The organism is Streptomyces sp. NPDC014733 (genome assembly GCF_043083385.1).
Taxonomy (GTDB): Bacteria; Actinomycetota; Actinomycetes; order Streptomycetales; family Streptomycetaceae; genus Streptomyces.
The window spans coordinates 20,138-35,219 of sequence record NZ_JBIBYO010000002.1; the positions used below are offsets into that span (position 1 = coordinate 20,138).

Annotated in this window: 12 protein-coding genes; 5 read left to right on the forward strand and 7 right to left on the reverse strand. The window is 74.7% G+C overall.

The features are described from left to right. Nucleotides 1–138: 138 nt before the first annotated feature. The gene (locus ACF1BH_RS05065) at nucleotides 139–4,923 is read right to left on the reverse strand and encodes an ATP-dependent helicase (RefSeq protein ID WP_391641032.1); all 4,785 of its coding nucleotides are present in this window, start codon (nucleotides 4,921–4,923) and stop codon (nucleotides 139–141) included. A 128-nt stretch (nucleotides 4,924–5,051) separates the two neighbouring features. Further along, entirely contained in the window at nucleotides 5,052–5,972 is a 921-nt protein-coding gene (locus tag ACF1BH_RS05070) for a hypothetical protein (RefSeq protein ID WP_391641033.1), read from the reverse strand. A gap of 193 nt (nucleotides 5,973–6,165) precedes the next feature. On the opposite strand from ACF1BH_RS05070, the gene ACF1BH_RS05075 reads away from it, so the two are divergent. Next, on the forward strand, nucleotides 6,166–6,360 hold the full coding sequence (locus ACF1BH_RS05075; protein ID WP_030288116.1) for a DUF3046 domain-containing protein: 195 nt from the start codon (nucleotides 6,166–6,168) through the stop codon (nucleotides 6,358–6,360). A 147-nt stretch (nucleotides 6,361–6,507) separates the two neighbouring features. Further along, nucleotides 6,508–7,683 (forward strand): AI-2E family transporter, encoded by a 1,176-nt coding sequence (locus ACF1BH_RS05080; protein WP_391641598.1) that lies wholly within the window; start codon nucleotides 6,508–6,510, stop codon nucleotides 7,681–7,683. Nucleotides 7,684–7,696: 13 nt separating this feature from the next. Here ACF1BH_RS05080 and ACF1BH_RS05085 read toward each other — a convergent pair whose 3' ends face one another. Then, the gene (locus tag ACF1BH_RS05085) at nucleotides 7,697–8,158 is read right to left on the reverse strand and encodes a MarR family winged helix-turn-helix transcriptional regulator (protein WP_391641034.1); all 462 of its coding nucleotides are present in this window, start codon (nucleotides 8,156–8,158) and stop codon (nucleotides 7,697–7,699) included. Between the two features lie 83 nt (nucleotides 8,159–8,241). On the opposite strand from ACF1BH_RS05085, the gene ACF1BH_RS05090 reads away from it, so the two are divergent. The 3 genes from ACF1BH_RS05090 (at nucleotide 8,242) to recX (ending at nucleotide 10,621) form a co-directional block, all read left to right on the forward strand. Beyond that, nucleotides 8,242–8,616, forward strand: coding sequence for a VOC family protein (locus ACF1BH_RS05090; protein WP_391641035.1), 375 nt, complete (start codon nucleotides 8,242–8,244; stop codon nucleotides 8,614–8,616). Nucleotides 8,617–8,866: 250 nt separating this feature from the next. After that, entirely contained in the window at nucleotides 8,867–9,985 is a 1,119-nt protein-coding gene (recA, locus tag ACF1BH_RS05095) for a recombinase RecA (protein WP_391641036.1), read from the forward strand. A 6-nt stretch (nucleotides 9,986–9,991) separates the two neighbouring features. After that, nucleotides 9,992–10,621, forward strand: a complete 630-nt coding sequence (gene recX, locus ACF1BH_RS05100; RefSeq protein WP_391641037.1) for a recombination regulator RecX — start codon at nucleotides 9,992–9,994, stop codon at nucleotides 10,619–10,621. A 251-nt stretch (nucleotides 10,622–10,872) separates the two neighbouring features. On the opposite strand, the gene ACF1BH_RS05105 is transcribed toward recX, so the two are convergent. From ACF1BH_RS05105 to ACF1BH_RS05120, 4 genes are all read right to left on the reverse strand, one after another. Further along, a complete protein-coding gene (locus tag ACF1BH_RS05105) occupies nucleotides 10,873–11,271 on the reverse strand; it encodes a rhodanese-like domain-containing protein (RefSeq protein WP_391641038.1) in 399 nt (132 codons plus the stop codon). A gap of 178 nt (nucleotides 11,272–11,449) precedes the next feature. Continuing rightward, nucleotides 11,450–11,992, reverse strand: coding sequence for a cysteine dioxygenase (locus ACF1BH_RS05110; protein ID WP_391641039.1), 543 nt, complete (start codon nucleotides 11,990–11,992; stop codon nucleotides 11,450–11,452). 159 nt (nucleotides 11,993–12,151) lie between these two features. Beyond that, nucleotides 12,152–13,942 carry an FAD-dependent monooxygenase gene (locus tag ACF1BH_RS05115; RefSeq protein WP_391641040.1) on the reverse strand — a complete coding sequence of 597 codons (1,791 nt, stop codon included), beginning with the start codon at nucleotides 13,940–13,942 and terminating at the stop codon, nucleotides 12,152–12,154. A 178-nt stretch (nucleotides 13,943–14,120) separates the two neighbouring features. Further along, nucleotides 14,121–15,041, reverse strand: a complete 921-nt coding sequence (locus ACF1BH_RS05120; RefSeq protein WP_391641041.1) for an amino acid ABC transporter permease — start codon at nucleotides 15,039–15,041, stop codon at nucleotides 14,121–14,123. Nucleotides 15,042–15,082: the final 41 nt, after the last annotated feature.

Sequence of the window (15,082 nt, forward strand, 5' to 3'; positions counted from 1 at the left end):
GCCGCCTGCTGCCGGGGGTGTGCGCGGTGCGCGGCCGCCCGGGTCGTGCGTGGCTCGGGCGGGGGCCCACGCCCGGCTCGGCGTGCGGCATGTGGGACGGGCCGGGGCCGTGAGCCCGCCTCGCCCCTCCGCCCGCCCTCAGGCCCGCATCCGCAGGCCCCGAGGGGTGGGGTGGAACCCCGCCTCCTCCAACAGGGCGGCGAACGGGGAGGTCAGGGCCGATATGCCGTTGATCCGCTCGGTGGTGACCGTGCCCAGGGCACCCGCGCGGGCGAGGGCGGCCAGCGCCTCGACCGCCTCGCGCAGCCGGGCGTCGGGCCGGGGGCCGTCCGCGTCCGTGCCGAGCGGCCACAGCAGCAGGGTCTTGCCGCCGCGCTCCATGTAGAGAGTCAGCTCGCCATCGACCAGGACGACCAGGGAACCGGCCTTCCGGCCCGGCTTGTGGGCGCAGCCCGCGGGCGGCTCGGGCCACGGCAGGGCCGCGCCGTACGCGTTGGCCGGGTCGGCCGCCGCGAGCACCACCGCCCGCTGCGGGCCGTCGCCCCGCCGGTCCGCAGCGGGGGCGAAACCGTCCGCGGCATCGCGCTCGCGGCGGTTGTGCACCGCGCGGAGCCGGTCGACCGCACCGTCCATCGCGAACTGGGCCGCACCCAGCCCCTCCACGACATAGCCGCGGCGTGCCTGCCCGCTCTCCTCGAACGCGGCCAGCACGCGGTACGCAGCCGAGAAGCCGCCCTCGACGCCCTCCGCCGCGACCGCGCCGCGGGTGACGATGCCGTGGCGGTCCAGGAGCGTACGGGCCAGGGCGTGTGCGCGGTGCGTCGGATCGGGCTCCGGGGCGGGCAGCAGCGACCAGCGGCCACCCGCGGTCGGCGGGCCGGACCGCGATGCGGCCGGCCGGCCGGTGCGCACCGCCGAGGCGGTGCCGTAGCGGCCCCGGGGCACGGAGCGCCGGGCGCGGTGCGCGGTGGAACCGGCCGTGCGGCCCGAGCCGAGGAGGGCGCGCAGCGGGGCCAGGGTGTCGTTGGTGAGCCGGCCCGACCACGTCAGGTCCCAGAGGGCATCGGCGAGTTGCGGATCGGTGACCTCGGGGTGGGTGGTGGCGCGGACCCGGTCGGCGAGCTGACGGAAGAACAGGCCGTACCCGGGCGCGAGCGCGTCCAGGACGGAGGCGTGCAGCGCCGACAGCTCCAGGGGCAGCGGCGGCGCCAGCGACAGCGGTGCGGTGTCGGCGAGATGGAGGGTGAGCCAGCCGTCCTTGCCGGGCAGCGCACCCGCGCCCGCCCACACCACCTCGCCGGTGGCGGTGAGTTCGTCGAGCAGCGCGGGGGAGTAGTCCGCGACGCGGGACGGCAGGACGAGCTTCTCCAGCGCCGAGGCGGGCACCGGCGCGCCCTGCAACTGCTCGACGGCGCGCACCAGCCCGTCGAGACCGCGCAGCCCGGGGGCGGCGCCCTGCGGCGGACGGGCGGCGCTCGGGGCGAGCCGCGGCGTGCCGACCTGCTGCCACCGGGGCAGGAACGCGGCCAGCGCGGCGGGCGGCACCGGCTCCAGCTCCTCGCGCAGCGCCGCCAGCGAACGGCGCCGCAGCCGCCGCAGCACCTGCGCGTCGCACCACTCCTGGCCCATGCCGTGGACGGGGGCGGCGCTCTGCGCCTCCGGGGAAGGGGGATGGGCGGCGGGCGGGCGGAACTCGCCCTGCACCAGACGGCCGGAGGCCGCCAGCCGCTGGAGGGCGCCGTCGGTGACGGCCGGGCCCAGACCGAAGCGGGCCGCGGCCTGCTCGGAGGTGAACGGACCGTGGGTGCGGGCGTACCGGGACAGCAGATCGCCCAGCGGATCGGCGACCGGCTCGGTGAACGCCTCCGGGACGCCCACCGGCAGCGCCGTGCCCAGGGCGTCGCGGAGCCGTCCGGCGTCCTCGATCGCGGCCCAGTGCGCGGCGCCCGCCAGCCGCACCGGGATCGCCCGGCGGGCCGCGGCCAGCTCCTCGGCCCACGCCGGGTCGGCGCCCCGCTCGGCCAGCTCCGCACCGGTCAGCGGGCCCAGCACCCGCAGCAGATCGGCGACGCCCTCGGCGTCCTTGACCCGGCGGTCGTCGGTGCGCCACTGCAACTCCCGCTCCAGCTCCGCCAGCACCTCCGGATCCAGCAGCTCCCGCAGCTCCGCCCGGCCCAGCAGCTCCGCCAGGAGCCGGGAGTCCAGCGACAGTGCGGCGGCCCGGCGCTCGGCGAGCGGGGAGTCGCCCTCGTACAGGAACTGTGCGACGTAGCCGAAGAGGAGGGAGCGGGCGAACGGGGACGGCTCCGGGGTGGTGACCTCCACCAGGCGGACCCGGCGGGCCTCGATGTCGCCCATCAGCTCCGTCAGCCCGGGCACGTCGAACACGTCCTGGAGGCATTCGCGGACCGCCTCCAGGACGATCGGGAACGAGCCGAACTCGCTCGCCACCTGGAGGAGTTGCGCCGCGCGCTGACGCTGCTGCCACAGCGGGGTGCGTCTGCCGGGGCTGCGCCGCGGCAGCAGCAGGGCGCGCGCCGCGCACTCCCGGAAGCGGGAGGCGAACAGCGCCGAGCCGCCCACCTGGTCGGTGACCAGCTGATCGACGTCACCGGAGTCGAGGACGACGTCGGCGGCGCCGACCGGCGACTGCTCCGGGTCGAACTCCGTGCCCGCCGCGGGACCTGCGCCGCCGCCCGGCCCGTCGAGGAGGTCGAGGCCCAGCAGATCCGCGTCGGGCAGCCGCAGCACGATGCCGTCGTCGGCGTGCATCACCTGGGCGTCGATGCCGTGGCGCTCGGCCAGCTTCGCCCCGAGGGCGAGCGCCCACGGGGCGTGCACCTGTGCGCCGAAGGGGGAGTGCACCACGACGCGCCAGTCGCCCAGCTCGTCCCGGAACCGCTCCACGACGACGGTGCGGTCGTCCGGTACATGGCCGCACGCCTGCCGCTGCTCGGTGAGGTAGCCGAGGACGTTGTCGCAGGCCCAGTCGTCGAGACCGGCGGCGGCGAGCCGGGCCCGCGCCTCCTCGGGGGCCAGCGCCCCGATCTCCCGGAGGAACGCGCCGAGCGCCCGGCCCAGCTCCAGGGGGCGGCCCAGCTGATCGCCCTTCCAGAAGGGCAGGCGGCCCGGCACTCCGGGCGCGGGGGTCACCAGGACGCGGTCGCGGGTGATGTCCTCGATGCGCCAGGAGGTCGTGCCGAGGGTGAAGACGTCGCCGACGCGGGACTCGTAGACCATCTCCTCGTCCAGCTCACCGACCCGGCGGCCGCCGCCCTTGCCGTCGCCGCCGGCCAGGAAGACGCCGAACAGTCCGCGGTCGGGGATCGTGCCGCCGGAGGTGACGGCGAGCCGCTGGGCGCCGGGGCGGCCGGTCACCGTCTGCGCGACGCGGTCCCACACCAGGCGCGGCCGCAGCTCGGCGAAGGCGTCGGAGGGATAGCGGCCGGCCAGCATGTCCAGGACGGAGGTGAACGCCGACTCCGGGAGGGAGGCGAACGGCGCCGCGCGGCGCACCAGGGCCAGCAGCTCCCCGACGTCCCAGGTGTCCAGCGCCGTCATCGCCACGAGCTGCTGCGCCAGGACGTCGAGCGGATTGGCGGGCACCCGCAGCGCCTCGATGGCGCCCGTCCGCATCCGCTCGGTGACCACGGCCGCCTGCACCAGGTCGCCGCGGTACTTCGGGAAGACGATGCCCTTCGACACCGCGCCCACCTGGTGCCCGGCCCGGCCCACCCGCTGGAGCCCGGACGCCACCGACGGCGGCGACTCGACCTGGATCACCAGATCGACCGCGCCCATGTCGATGCCCAGCTCCAGGCTGGAGGTGGCGACGACGGCCGGCAGCCGCCCCGCCTTGAGGTCCTCCTCCACCAGGGCCCGCTGCTCCTTGGAGACCGAACCGTGGTGGGCGCGGGCCAGCACCGGCGGTGCGCCCTTGGCGGCGCCGGACTCGGCCATCAGCTCGGCCGGGGAGTGGTGCTCCGGCAGCGGCTCGCCGGTGGCCCGCTCGTGGGCGATCTCGTTGAGGCGGTTGCAGAGCCGCTCCGCCAGGCGGCGGGAGTTGGCGAAGACGATCGTCGAGCGGTGGTCCTGCACCAGATCGGCGATCCGCTCCTCGACCTGCGGCCAGATCGACGGCTTCTCCCCGCTCTCGCCCTCCCGTACGGGCGAGCCGCCCAACTCGCCCATGTCCTCCACCGGGACGACCACCGACAGGTCGAACCGCTTCCCGGACGGCGGCTGCACGATCTCCACCCGGCGCCGCGGCGAGAGATAGCGGGCCACCTCCTCCACCGGGCGGACCGTCGCCGACAGCCCGATGCGGCGTGCCGGACGCGGCAGCAGCGCGTCGAGCCGCTCCAGGGACAGCGCCAGATGCGCACCGCGCTTCGTCCCGGCGACGGCGTGCACCTCGTCGAGGATCACTGTCTCGACGCCCTCCAGCGCCTCCCGCGCCGACGAGGTGAGCATGAGGAACAGCGACTCGGGGGTGGTGATCAGGATGTCGGGCGGGCGGGTGGCGAGCGCGCGGCGTTCGGCGGCCGGGGTGTCGCCGGAGCGGATGCCGACGGTGACGTCCGGCTCGGGCAGCCCGAGCCGGACCGACTCCTGCCGGATGCCGGTCAGCGGGCTGCGCAGATTGCGTTCGACGTCGACGGCGAGGGCCTTCAGCGGCGAGACGTACAGCACCCGGCAGCGCTTCTTCGGCTGCGCCGGGGGCGGGGCGCTCGCCAGCGCGTCCAGCGAGGCGAGGAAGGCGGCCAGCGTCTTGCCGGAGCCCGTCGGCGCCACCACCAGGACGTCCGAGCCCTCGCGCAGCGCGCTCCAGGCGCCCTCCTGCGCCGCCGTCGGCGCCTGGAAGGCGCCGGTGAACCAGCCGCGGGTCGCGGCGGAGAAGGAATCGAGCGCTGTCCCGTCCATGCCCCCCATCGTGCACCGCACCACTGACAACGCCGCCGGGCCACGCATCCGCCCAGCTCACGTCGGGTGCGGCGAGGCGACCGCGACCGGGCGGAGCGGCCGCGCACCGCGCCGTCGCCCGGCCCCGCTCAGCCCGGCGGCCGTCCGTGCGCGCGCAGCGTCAGCAGGGCCCGCAGGGTGAGGACCGGGCGGCTCTCCGCCGCGGTGCCCGGCGCCCGCACGTACGCGTCGGCGGGCCAGCCGCCGTCGTCGCGTTGCAGCGCGGCGAGATGGTCCAGCGACCGCGCCAGCTCCGCGTCCGTGAACCAGCCGCGGGCGAGCGACCCGGGCGTCGCCGCGTAGTCGTACGCGAAGTGGTGCTCCCCGGGGGCGTACCCCCGTGCGAGCGGGGCGTCCGCGGCCCGCGCCGGATCGAGGACGACCAGGCCGCGGTCCCGTACCAGGGTGCCCAGACGGTCCGCGGCGGCCGCGGCGCGGGGGCGGTCCGGGACGCCGTCCAGGAAGGCGAGCGCCGCCCGGACCTCGTAGGGGTGGGTGTCCGTCAGCGCGTCCACGGCTGCCCAGCAGTACTCCGTGGCCCGGAACAGCCACGCGTGCCAGGCGTTGTTGCGGTGCAGCACGCCCACCACGGGCCCGGTGGCCAGCAGGGAACTGGGCGGATCACCGGCGGCCGGCAACCACGGCGCCACCGGGTACCCGTGCGCCGGCGGCCGCAGCGCGGGCAGCGCCCCGTCCCGGGTCGAGATCCGGGTCAGATAGCGGCAGACGTGCTCGATGTGGCGGCTGTCGCAGCGCCCGATGCGGTCCAGCACCCCCAGGGCGTGCGCGGTGTGCAGCGGCTGACTGGCCGGACCGCGCAGCTCCGGCTCCAGTGCGTGGCCGTACCCGCCGTCGTCGTTGCGGTACGCGGCGAGCGCACGCTCCACCGGGGTGTCACCGCCGTCCAGGAAGTGGTACGCGAAAAGCCGCTGTTCGAGCACCCGGGCGGTGAGCCACACGAAGCGCTCGGCACGGGCCAGCGGGGACGGCGGACTTGCGGTTTCGGCCATGCCCCGCACCGTAGGGCCGGACCGCGCCCCGGCGCGCCGCACCGGGGCCCACGCCCTCCCAGGGCGGGACACCGGGGGCGCCGGATTGACGGGGCCGGCCCCGCCGGGGAGGGCATACGCTCGGGGAGCACGGTGCCGCTCCGGCCGCGGACCGGCGGACGGACGGGGCCGGGGCCAGGAGGAGACGGGATTCATGAGGCTGACGGACTTCTGGCAGCGGATGGCGGACCACTTCGGACCGGCGTACGCCGACTCGTTCGCCCGCGATCACGTGATGTCCGGCCTCGGGGGCCGCACCGTCCACGAGGCGCTGGCGGCGGGCTGGAGCGCCAAGGAGGTGTGGCGGGTGGTCTGCGTCACCATGGACGTCCCGGACGAGCGGCGCTGACCTGCGCCCCGGCGGGGGTGCACGGTCGCCGGGCGCCGCGTGACGACGGGGAACGCCGTACGGGTGCGCGACACTGGGCCGGTGCCCGCGATTGAAGACACGCTCAGCGACGACGCCCGACGACCTCCCGAGCCGCCGGACGCGCGGATGCCGCGCTGGCTGCCGCGCGCCATGGTGCTGGCGCTCGCACTGGTGGGCTGTTTCCAGCTCGCCACCTGGGGATTCCACCAGCTCGTCGGCCTGCTGCTGAACATCCTGATCGCCTTCTTCCTCGCGCTGGCCGTCGAGCCCGCGGTGGACTGGATGGCCGCCCGGGGGGTCCGGCGCGGCCTCGCCACCGGCGTGGTCTTCCTCGGCATCCTCATCGCCGCGGCGGGCTTCTTCACCCTCCTCGGCTCGATGGTCGCGGGTCAGATCGCGACCATGGTCGAGGAGTTCCCGCAGTACCTGGACTCCGTGATCAGCTGGGCGAACAGCACCTTCCACACCCATCTGTCCCGGCTGGAGGTGCAGAACAACCTCCTCAACTCCGACTGGCTGCAGAAGTACGTCCAGGACAGCGCCAACAACGTCCTCGCCGTCTCGGCGACGGTGCTGGGCAGCCTGTTCAACCTGCTGACGGTGGCGCTGTTCTCGTTCTACTTCGCCGCCGACGGCCCCCGGCTGCGCCGCGCGCTGTGCTCCGTGCTGCCGCCGAGCCGTCAGGCGGAGGTGCTGCGCGCCTGGGAGATCGCGGTCGCCAAGACGGGCGGCTACCTCTACTCGCGCGGCCTGATGGCGCTGATCTCCGGTGTCGCCCACTACGTCCTGCTGGAGATCCTGGGGGTGCCCTACGCGCCGGCCCTGGGCGTCTGGGTCGGACTGGTCTCGCAGTTCATCCCGACCATCGGCACCTATCTGGCAGGGGCCCTGCCCATTCTGATCGCCTTCACCGTCGATCCCTGGTACGCGCTGTGGGTCTTCGCGTTCGTCGTGGTCTACCAGCAGTTCGAGAACTACCTGCTGCAACCCCGGATCACCGCGCGCACGGTCGACATCCATCCCGCCGTCGCCTTCGGCTCCGTCATCGCGGGAACGGCGCTGATGGGCGCCGTCGGCGCACTGATCGCGATCCCCGCGACGGCGACCCTGCAGGCGTTCCTGAGCGCGTATGTGAAGCGGTACGAGGTGACCGACCCGAGGGTCCACGGCGGACGCCGCTCCCGTCGCGCCTCCGAGGCGCTGGCCCGGGTCCGGCGGGGGCTGCACCGCGACGCACCCGAGGAGGCGCGGCCGAAGGCGGCTCCCGGGGGACCGGAGGCCCCGGGCGGCGAGCCCTCCTAGGGGGCGTCGGCGGTCACTCCTCCAAGGCCGTCGCGATCTGGTCGAGGTCGGTCAGGAGCGCGGCGACGCGCCGGGCCGGGAGCGCGTCGATCATGCGCTGTTCGACGGCGTGGACGGCGGCCTGGACCGCGGCCAGCCGGGCCTGCCCCTCGTCGGTGAGCCGGGCGGGCCGGGCCCGGCCGTGATCGGCCGTGGTGGGACGGGTGATCAGTCCGGCTTCCTGGAGCCCCCGGAGGACGACGTTGCCGGACTGCCGGGTGACGAAGGTCGCGCGGGCGAGGTCGGCGTTGGACATCCCCGGGCGCAGCGCCAGCAGTTCGAGCGTGGAGTACTGCGGCACGGTGAGCCCGTGCTCGCGCAGCACCGTGTCCATGGCGCCGCGCAGCGCCGCCTGGGCGCGTTTGAGCAGATAACCCAAGTGGTGGGTGATGTCGTCCGCGGGGCGGGACGGCTCCGGTGGCACACTCGCTCTCATGTCAGCATTTTGACATGCCCGCGGGGTGGGCTCTAGCCTCCCCCATGTCAAAGTCCTGACATGAGAGCGAGTTGAGGAACACCATGTCTGTTGCCGTCGACGGCCCCGGCTTCGTCGCCCTGCAGGTCCGTGACGTGGAGGCCGCAGCGGCCTTCTGCGAGCGCCATCTGGGGTGGCGCCGCTCCCCGTCCTCGCCGCCCCACGCGGTCGTCTTCGACACCGCGCCGATCCCGTTCGCCGTCCGTGAGCCGTTCCCGGACGTCGACCTCGCCGACGCCGCGCGACCGGGCCTCGGCGTGGTGCTCTGGTTCCGGACCCCGGACGCCCAGCGGCTCCACGACCGGCTCGTCGCCGCCGGGGTCACGATCCTCACGCCCATGGCGGAGAGCCCCTTCGGGCCGATGTTCTCGTTCGAAGGTCCGGAGGGGTACCGGCTTACGGCGCACGGGGGCGAGTAGGGGTGCGCCGAGGTGCCGGGCGGACGATGCCCGGGTGTCGGTGTGTGATCGCCGGGCCGGGCGGAGTCCGCTTGACAGTAAAATCGAACATCTATTCTCATAAGGGTCCGACCTGTACGACGGAGCGAAAGTTCCGGGGCCACATCGCCGAGTTGTCCACAGGCCGGAGCCGGGTCCGGGCGCATTGTCAGTGGCAGGCGTTAGCGTCGTGGACGTGAAGCGATCGACTCAAGCAAATCGGGTGGAACCCATGGCAGGCACTGACCGCGAGAAGGCGCTCGACGCCGCGCTCGCACAGATTGAACGGCAATTCGGCAAGGGCGCCGTGATGCGCATGGGGGAGCGGCCGAACGAACCCATCGAGGTCATCCCCACCGGGTCGACCGCGCTCGACGTGGCGCTGGGTGTCGGCGGCATCCCCCGCGGCCGTGTGGTGGAGGTCTACGGACCGGAGTCCTCCGGTAAGACGACCCTGACCCTGCACGCGGTGGCCAACGCCCAGAAGGCGGGCGGCTCCGTGGCGTTCATCGACGCCGAGCACGCGCTCGACCCGGAGTACGCCAAGAAGCTCGGCGTGGACACGGACGCACTGATCCTGTCCCAGCCGGACAACGGTGAGCAGGCCCTGGAGATCACGGACATGCTGGTCCGCTCCGGCGCCCTCGACCTCATCGTCATCGACTCCGTCGCGGCCCTGGTGCCGAAGGCGGAGATCGAGGGGGAGATGGGCGATTCGCACGTCGGTCTCCAGGCCCGGCTGATGAGCCAGGCGCTGCGCAAGATCACCAGCGCGCTCAACCAGTCCAAGACCACCGCGATCTTCATCAACCAGCTCCGCGAGAAGATCGGCGTGATGTTCGGCTCGCCGGAGACCACGACCGGCGGCCGCGCCCTGAAGTTCTACGCCTCGGTGCGTATCGACATCCGCCGTATCGAGACCCTCAAGGACGGCACGGAGGCGGTCGGTAACCGCACCCGCTGCAAGGTGGTCAAGAACAAGGTGGCCCCGCCCTTCAAGCAGGCCGAGTTCGACATCCTCTACGGCCAGGGCATCAGCCGTGAGGGCGGCCTGATCGACATGGGCGTGGAGCACGGCTTCATCCGCAAGTCGGGTGCCTGGTACACCTACGAGGGCGACCAGCTCGGCCAGGGCAAGGAGAACGCCCGGAACTTCCTCAAGGACAACCCGGACCTCGCCAACGAGGTCGAGAAGAAGATCAAGGAGAAGCTGGGCATCGGCGTCAAGCCGCAGGACCCGGCGGCGGAGCCCGGTCCGGACGCGGCGGGTTCGGCCGAGCCCGCGAAGGCGGTTCCGGCGCCCGCGGCCAAGGGCGCCAAGGGCGCCAAGGCCACCGCGGCCAAGAGCTAGTCCGTCATGACGCGGCGAACGGAATGGCCCGACGGCGGTCACGCCGAGGGCGGTGCCGAACACCGTAAGGGCCGTGGCGGCCGTGACGACAGCGGTGACCCCTCCTCGTCGAGGGCCGGGCAGGGGTCCCCGCGCACGCCCGAGGAGCAGGCACGGGCGATATGCCTGCGCCTGCTCACCGGGTCACCGCGCACCCGCAGCCAGCTCGCGGACGCCCTGCGCAAGCGGGACATCCCCGAGGAGGTCGCGGAGGAGGTGCTCTCCCGCTTCGTGGAGGTCGGGCTCATCGACGACACGGCGTTCGCCGATGCGTGGGTGGAGTCCCGGCACCACGGGCGGGGCCTGGCCCGGCGGGCGCTCGCCCGCGAGCTGCGGACCAAGGGCGTGGAGTCCGAGGTCATCGACCAGGCGATCGGCCGCCTCGACCCCGAGCAGGAGGAAGCCACCGCCCGGGAGCTGGTCGAGCGCAAGCTCCGCACCACCCGGGGCCTGGACCGCGACAAGCGGCTGCGGCGGCTCGCCGGAATGCTGGCCCGCAAGGGGTACTCCGAGGGGCTGGCCCTGCGGGTGGTCCGCCAGGCGTTGGAGGAGGAGGGGGAGGACTCCGAACTGCTGGAGCAGTGGGCACAGGGGTAGCGGCGCGGCGCAGGGCCGGGGCCGCACCCGCGGGTACGAGGACCGTCCCGCACCGGCCGCTCCGGCACGCTCCGTTCCCCGGCGTGCCCTCGCGCCGGGGCCCCGCCGTTCTCCGGCCGCTCCGTTCTCCGGCCGCTCCGGCTGCCGGCCGCCCGGCGCCCCGGTGCCGGACCACGCCGTGCCGGGGCATGTCCCGGGCAGGGCCGGCCGCAACCGGCGCCGCGCCCGGAGGCGCAGCAGGGCCCTCCCGGTCAGCCGTGGAACCGCGCCGTGCCGGGGATCACGGGAAGGCCCGCGGCGCGCCAGGCCTGGAAACCGCCGATCAGGTCGGTGGCACGGTGCAGCCCCACCTGGTGGAGGGAGACGGCGGCGAGGCTCGATGCGTACCCCTCGTTGCAGATGACGACGGTGTGCAGGTCGGGGCCGGTCGCCTCCGGGGCGCGGTGGTCACCCGTCGGGTCGAGGCGCCACTCCAGCTCGTTGCGCTCCACGACCAGTGCGCCGGGGATGGTCCCGTCCCGGGCGCGCAGCGCCGCGTAGCGGATGTCGACGAGGAGGCCGCCCGCCTGCTGCACGGCCGCCGCCTCAGCAGGCCCCAGCCGCCGCAGCCGGGCGCGGGCCTGCTCCAGCAGGGTGTCGATGGCGCTCAACTACCCACCTCCGCCTCTCCGTTGTGGCTCCGTGGCCGCTGCGGTGCCGCAGCGGCGCCGCCCGATCCGGCGCGGACCCCGATCCGCGGCCCGGCACCGTACCCGGGCCGCAGCTCGGCCCGCCGGGCGAAACGGCACGGCGCGCGACAGCCGGCCCGCGTCCCGCGCCCCGCCGCACTCATCCCCAGTCCTCCGGCCGCTCGACCGCTTCGAGGCGGAGGAGAGGGCCGGTGCGGCTGTAGCGCCGCATCAGGGGGAGCGGCGGGTGGTACGCGTGCACCGAGATCGCGTGAGTGGCGGGCGAGGCGTTCCGTACCTGGTGGACGTGGTGGGGGCCGAAGGCGCGGCCCCGGCCGTCGGTCAGGGTGTGGGTGCGGTCGACGCCGTCGGCCAGTCCCAGCACCGTCCAGCCTTCGGTGGGGAGCGGGACGGTGAGGGAGTCCTCCGTCAGCGTGCCGGCGGCCGCGGCGAAGGCACCGCGGGAGCCGCCGTGGTCGTGCCAGCCGGTGCCGGTACCGGGCGGCCAGCCGATCAGCCATGCCTCGCTGCCGTCCGGACCGTCCAGCCGCAGCCAGGTGCGGCCCCCGGGGTCCAGCGGGAGGGAGGCGACGAGGGGGGTGTCCGCGGCGGTGTGGCGGACGAAGTCGAGGAGTTCCGAGGCGCTCGGACCGCCCGTGGGCGGGGCGGTCCGAGGGCGGGCAGGGGTGGGGAGACCGGGCACGGGAGACCGTCCTGAGTGATCGCGAGGAGACGCGCTCGCCACGGCCGGACGGCCGGCGGCGCGCGGGAAGGAGCTGCGGATCAGCAGGACGGACGACAGGTGCAGCCCGCGTAGCGGACCAGGTCGAGATGGACCCTCCGCCAGAAACGCGCGCCGTGATCAGTCACGTTCGGAGTGAAACACGGACGTTCCCACAGGGTCAACCACGGATTCCGCGCCCGGAGAACCGTCGTCCGCCCCGTCGCCGACGGCCGGGTCCTCACCCTCGGCCGACGGCTGGTGCGCCGCCCCGCCGGAGGCTCCGCCGCGTACCGCGTCCGCGCAGGCGTACAGCTCGGCCGGGTGGACACCGGACATCGCCGTGACCAGATGGCCGTCCGGGCGCACCAGCAGCACGGTGTGCGCGGCCGCACCCGGATACTCCTCGGCGACCAGGACCTCGGTGGCGACGGGCAGCCCCTCGGCCGCGCCGGTCAGCCGCGGCATCAGTCCGGCGCTCCGCCAGTGCCGCGGCTCCCACACGCCCGTACCGGGCGCGACGAGTACCAACAGCAGCCCTCGGCCCAGCCGTTCACGCAGCGGCACCACCGCACCGTCGGCGGCCGTCACCGGGACGTCGGCGACCGGCGCGCCGGGGAGCGTGCCCACCGGCGCCGCCGCGGTGTGCGCCGGGGCCGGGGCGAGCGGCGAACGGGCGTGTACCGGCGGCGCGCCCAGCGGCCCCCGCCCCAGATGACCGTCGGTCAAGAGCGCGGAGCCACCGCGCGCGGCGCCCGGCAGCGCGCGCCGCAGACGTCCCGCACCACCGTCCCGCAGCAGCGGAAGCGCCTGGTCGGCGGCGCGCAGCCGGGCGGCCACCGCGCCGCGCCGCTCGGCCTGGTAGCTGTCCAGCAGCGTCTCGGACGCCCCGTGGTGCCAGGCGAGCGCCAGCTTCCAGGCGAGGTTCTCGGCGTCCCGCAGCCCCTCGTCGAGGCCCTGTGTCCCGAGCGCGCCGAGCAGATGGGCCGCGTCCCCGGCGAGGAAGGCCCGTCCGTGCCGCCAGCGCCGCGCCAGCCGGTGGTGGACGGTGTGGACGCCGGTGTCGAGCAGTTCGTACGGCGGTACGGGGCGGGCCTGGCCGCGGCCGCGGGGCCGCTGCGGGGCGGCCTCGGCGTCGGTCGACAGGGCCGGTTCGGCGGCCCAGCCCGCCAGCGAATCGCGGATCCGGGCGACCAGCGCGTCCGGGGTGACCAGATCGCGGCCCGGCGGCAGCAGCCAGTCCAGCCGCCACACCCCGTCCGGCAGCGGCCGGGCGCAGACCTCCGTGACGCCGTGCCGCCCGGGGGCGCGGTGCAGCAGAGCCTCGCCGGGCCAGGGCAGATCCGCGCGGACGGCGGCGACCGCGTGCCGCTCGACGGAGGTGCGGCCCGGGAAGCGGATCTCCAGCAGCTTGCGGACGGTGGAGCGCGGGCCGTCGCAGCCGATCAGATAACTCCCGCGCCACCAGGTGCCGCCGGGGCCGCGGGTGTGGGCGCTGACGCCGCCGGCGTCCTGCTCCAGCTCCACCAGGCGGCTGCCGCCGACGATCCGGGCCAGCTCCTCACCCTCCAGCGCGGTACGGAGCGCGCCGGTCAGCGCGTGCTGGGGGAGGTGGAGGGGGGAGGCGGGCGCGTCGCCGGCGCCGGGCGTCCAGGTGCCGCCGGGACCGAACTCCACCCGCTCCATCAGGCGTCGCCTGCGCACCGTGCGCCAGGCGGTCCAGCGGGTACCGGCCGACGTCAGGGCGGCGGCGCAGCCCAGCCGCGCCACGTACGCCGCGCTGTCCTCGCGCAGCACCGCGGTGCGGGCCGGGCGGACGGGCTCGGGGCCGGTGGTGTCGTCGAGGACGACGGAGGGGACGCCCAGACGGGCGAGCGAGAGGGAGAGGGCGAGGCCGACCGGGCCCGCCCCCACGACGATCACCGGGTCCACGAGGTGGCTCCCCGGCCCCGGAGGGGCGAAGCGGCGGTACGGGAACTGGCAGTTGAAGCCCGGTGCGTGATCACACAGCGTATGCAACCCACTGCGGCCGTCCGCGTCAAGTGACCGGGGCGGCGTCGCCCCCGCCGCCGCCCCCGTACCGTCCGTCCGGCCCGCCGTTCAGCGGGCGTCACGGGGTGGCGGCCGGATCCTTCCCGGTGCCGGCCGCGGCGGCCGGGTCACCTGCGGGAGCCGCGGTGGCCGGGGCGACGCCGGTCTTCGTACGGCGGCCGCGCCGCTCGATCCAGGTCGCCAGACCGGACAGCGCCAGACACATCGCGACGTAGATGACGCCCGTCACGATGATGACCGGAACATAGGTGTCCGAGCCGTTCACGATGATGTTGGTGCTCATCTGGCGGGCGGTGTAGAGGAGTTCCTCGAACGTGATGATGTAGCCGAGGGAGGTGTCCTTCAGCGTCACCACCAGCTGGCTGATGATCGTCGGCAGCATGGCCCGCACCGCCTGCGGGATCAGCACCGTCGTCATGACCTGCGTCTTGCGCATGCCCAGCGCGTACGCCGCCTCGGCCTGCCCGCGCGGCACCGCCACGATGCCCGCACGGAGCACCTCCGCCTGCACCGAACCGTTGTACGCGGTCAGACCCACCACCAGCGCCCAGAACTGCGGACCGTTGCCGGACAGGCCGAGCGCGTCGCGGTTGGCGAGGAGGATCACCCACAGCACATAGATGGTGATCAACAGCGGGATGGCGCGGAAGAGTTCGACGAAACCGGTCGCCAGCCAGCGCACCGGCTTGTGGTCGGAGAGCCGGGCCACGGCCAGCAGCACGCCCAGCGCCAGCGAGAGGACCGCGGCGACCGCGAAGACCTCCAGCGTGGTCAGCACGCCGTCGCGCAGATTGGTCCGCACGTCCGCGTAGTTGAAGATGTTCCACATCTCGGGCTTGAACTGGCCCTTGGCGTTGAGCCGTTCGATGACGAAGGCGACCACGGCCACCACCGCCACCGTGCCGACGATGCTGTAGAGGCGGTTGCGCGCCTTCGTCTTCGGGCCCGGTGCGTCGTAGAGAACGCTGGCGCCGCTCATGCCGATACCTCGCTTCGATCCGCCCCGCCTGCGCGCGGCAC

What these genes read in the sequence shown, in the direction of transcription:
- ACF1BH_RS05080 (WP_391641598.1), top strand. Translation starts at nt 6,508, where the DNA reads ATGCCGCGCTGGCTGCCGCGCGCCATGGTGCTGGCGCTCGCACTGGTG.
- ACF1BH_RS05070 (WP_391641033.1), bottom strand. Translation starts at nt 5,972, where the DNA reads ATGGCCGAAACCGCAAGTCCGCCGTCCCCGCTGGCCCGTGCCGAGCGC.
- recA (WP_391641036.1), top strand. Translation starts at nt 8,867, where the DNA reads ATGGCAGGCACTGACCGCGAGAAGGCGCTCGACGCCGCGCTCGCACAG.
- ACF1BH_RS05120 (WP_391641041.1), bottom strand. Translation starts at nt 15,041, where the DNA reads ATGAGCGGCGCCAGCGTTCTCTACGACGCACCGGGCCCGAAGACGAAG.
- recX (WP_391641037.1), top strand. Translation starts at nt 9,992, where the DNA reads ATGACGCGGCGAACGGAATGGCCCGACGGCGGTCACGCCGAGGGCGGT.
- ACF1BH_RS05090 (WP_391641035.1), top strand. Translation starts at nt 8,242, where the DNA reads ATGTCTGTTGCCGTCGACGGCCCCGGCTTCGTCGCCCTGCAGGTCCGT.
- ACF1BH_RS05085 (WP_391641034.1), bottom strand. Translation starts at nt 8,158, where the DNA reads ATGAGAGCGAGTGTGCCACCGGAGCCGTCCCGCCCCGCGGACGACATC.
- ACF1BH_RS05065 (WP_391641032.1), bottom strand. Translation starts at nt 4,923, where the DNA reads ATGGACGGGACAGCGCTCGATTCCTTCTCCGCCGCGACCCGCGGCTGG.
- ACF1BH_RS05075 (WP_030288116.1), top strand. Translation starts at nt 6,166, where the DNA reads ATGAGGCTGACGGACTTCTGGCAGCGGATGGCGGACCACTTCGGACCG.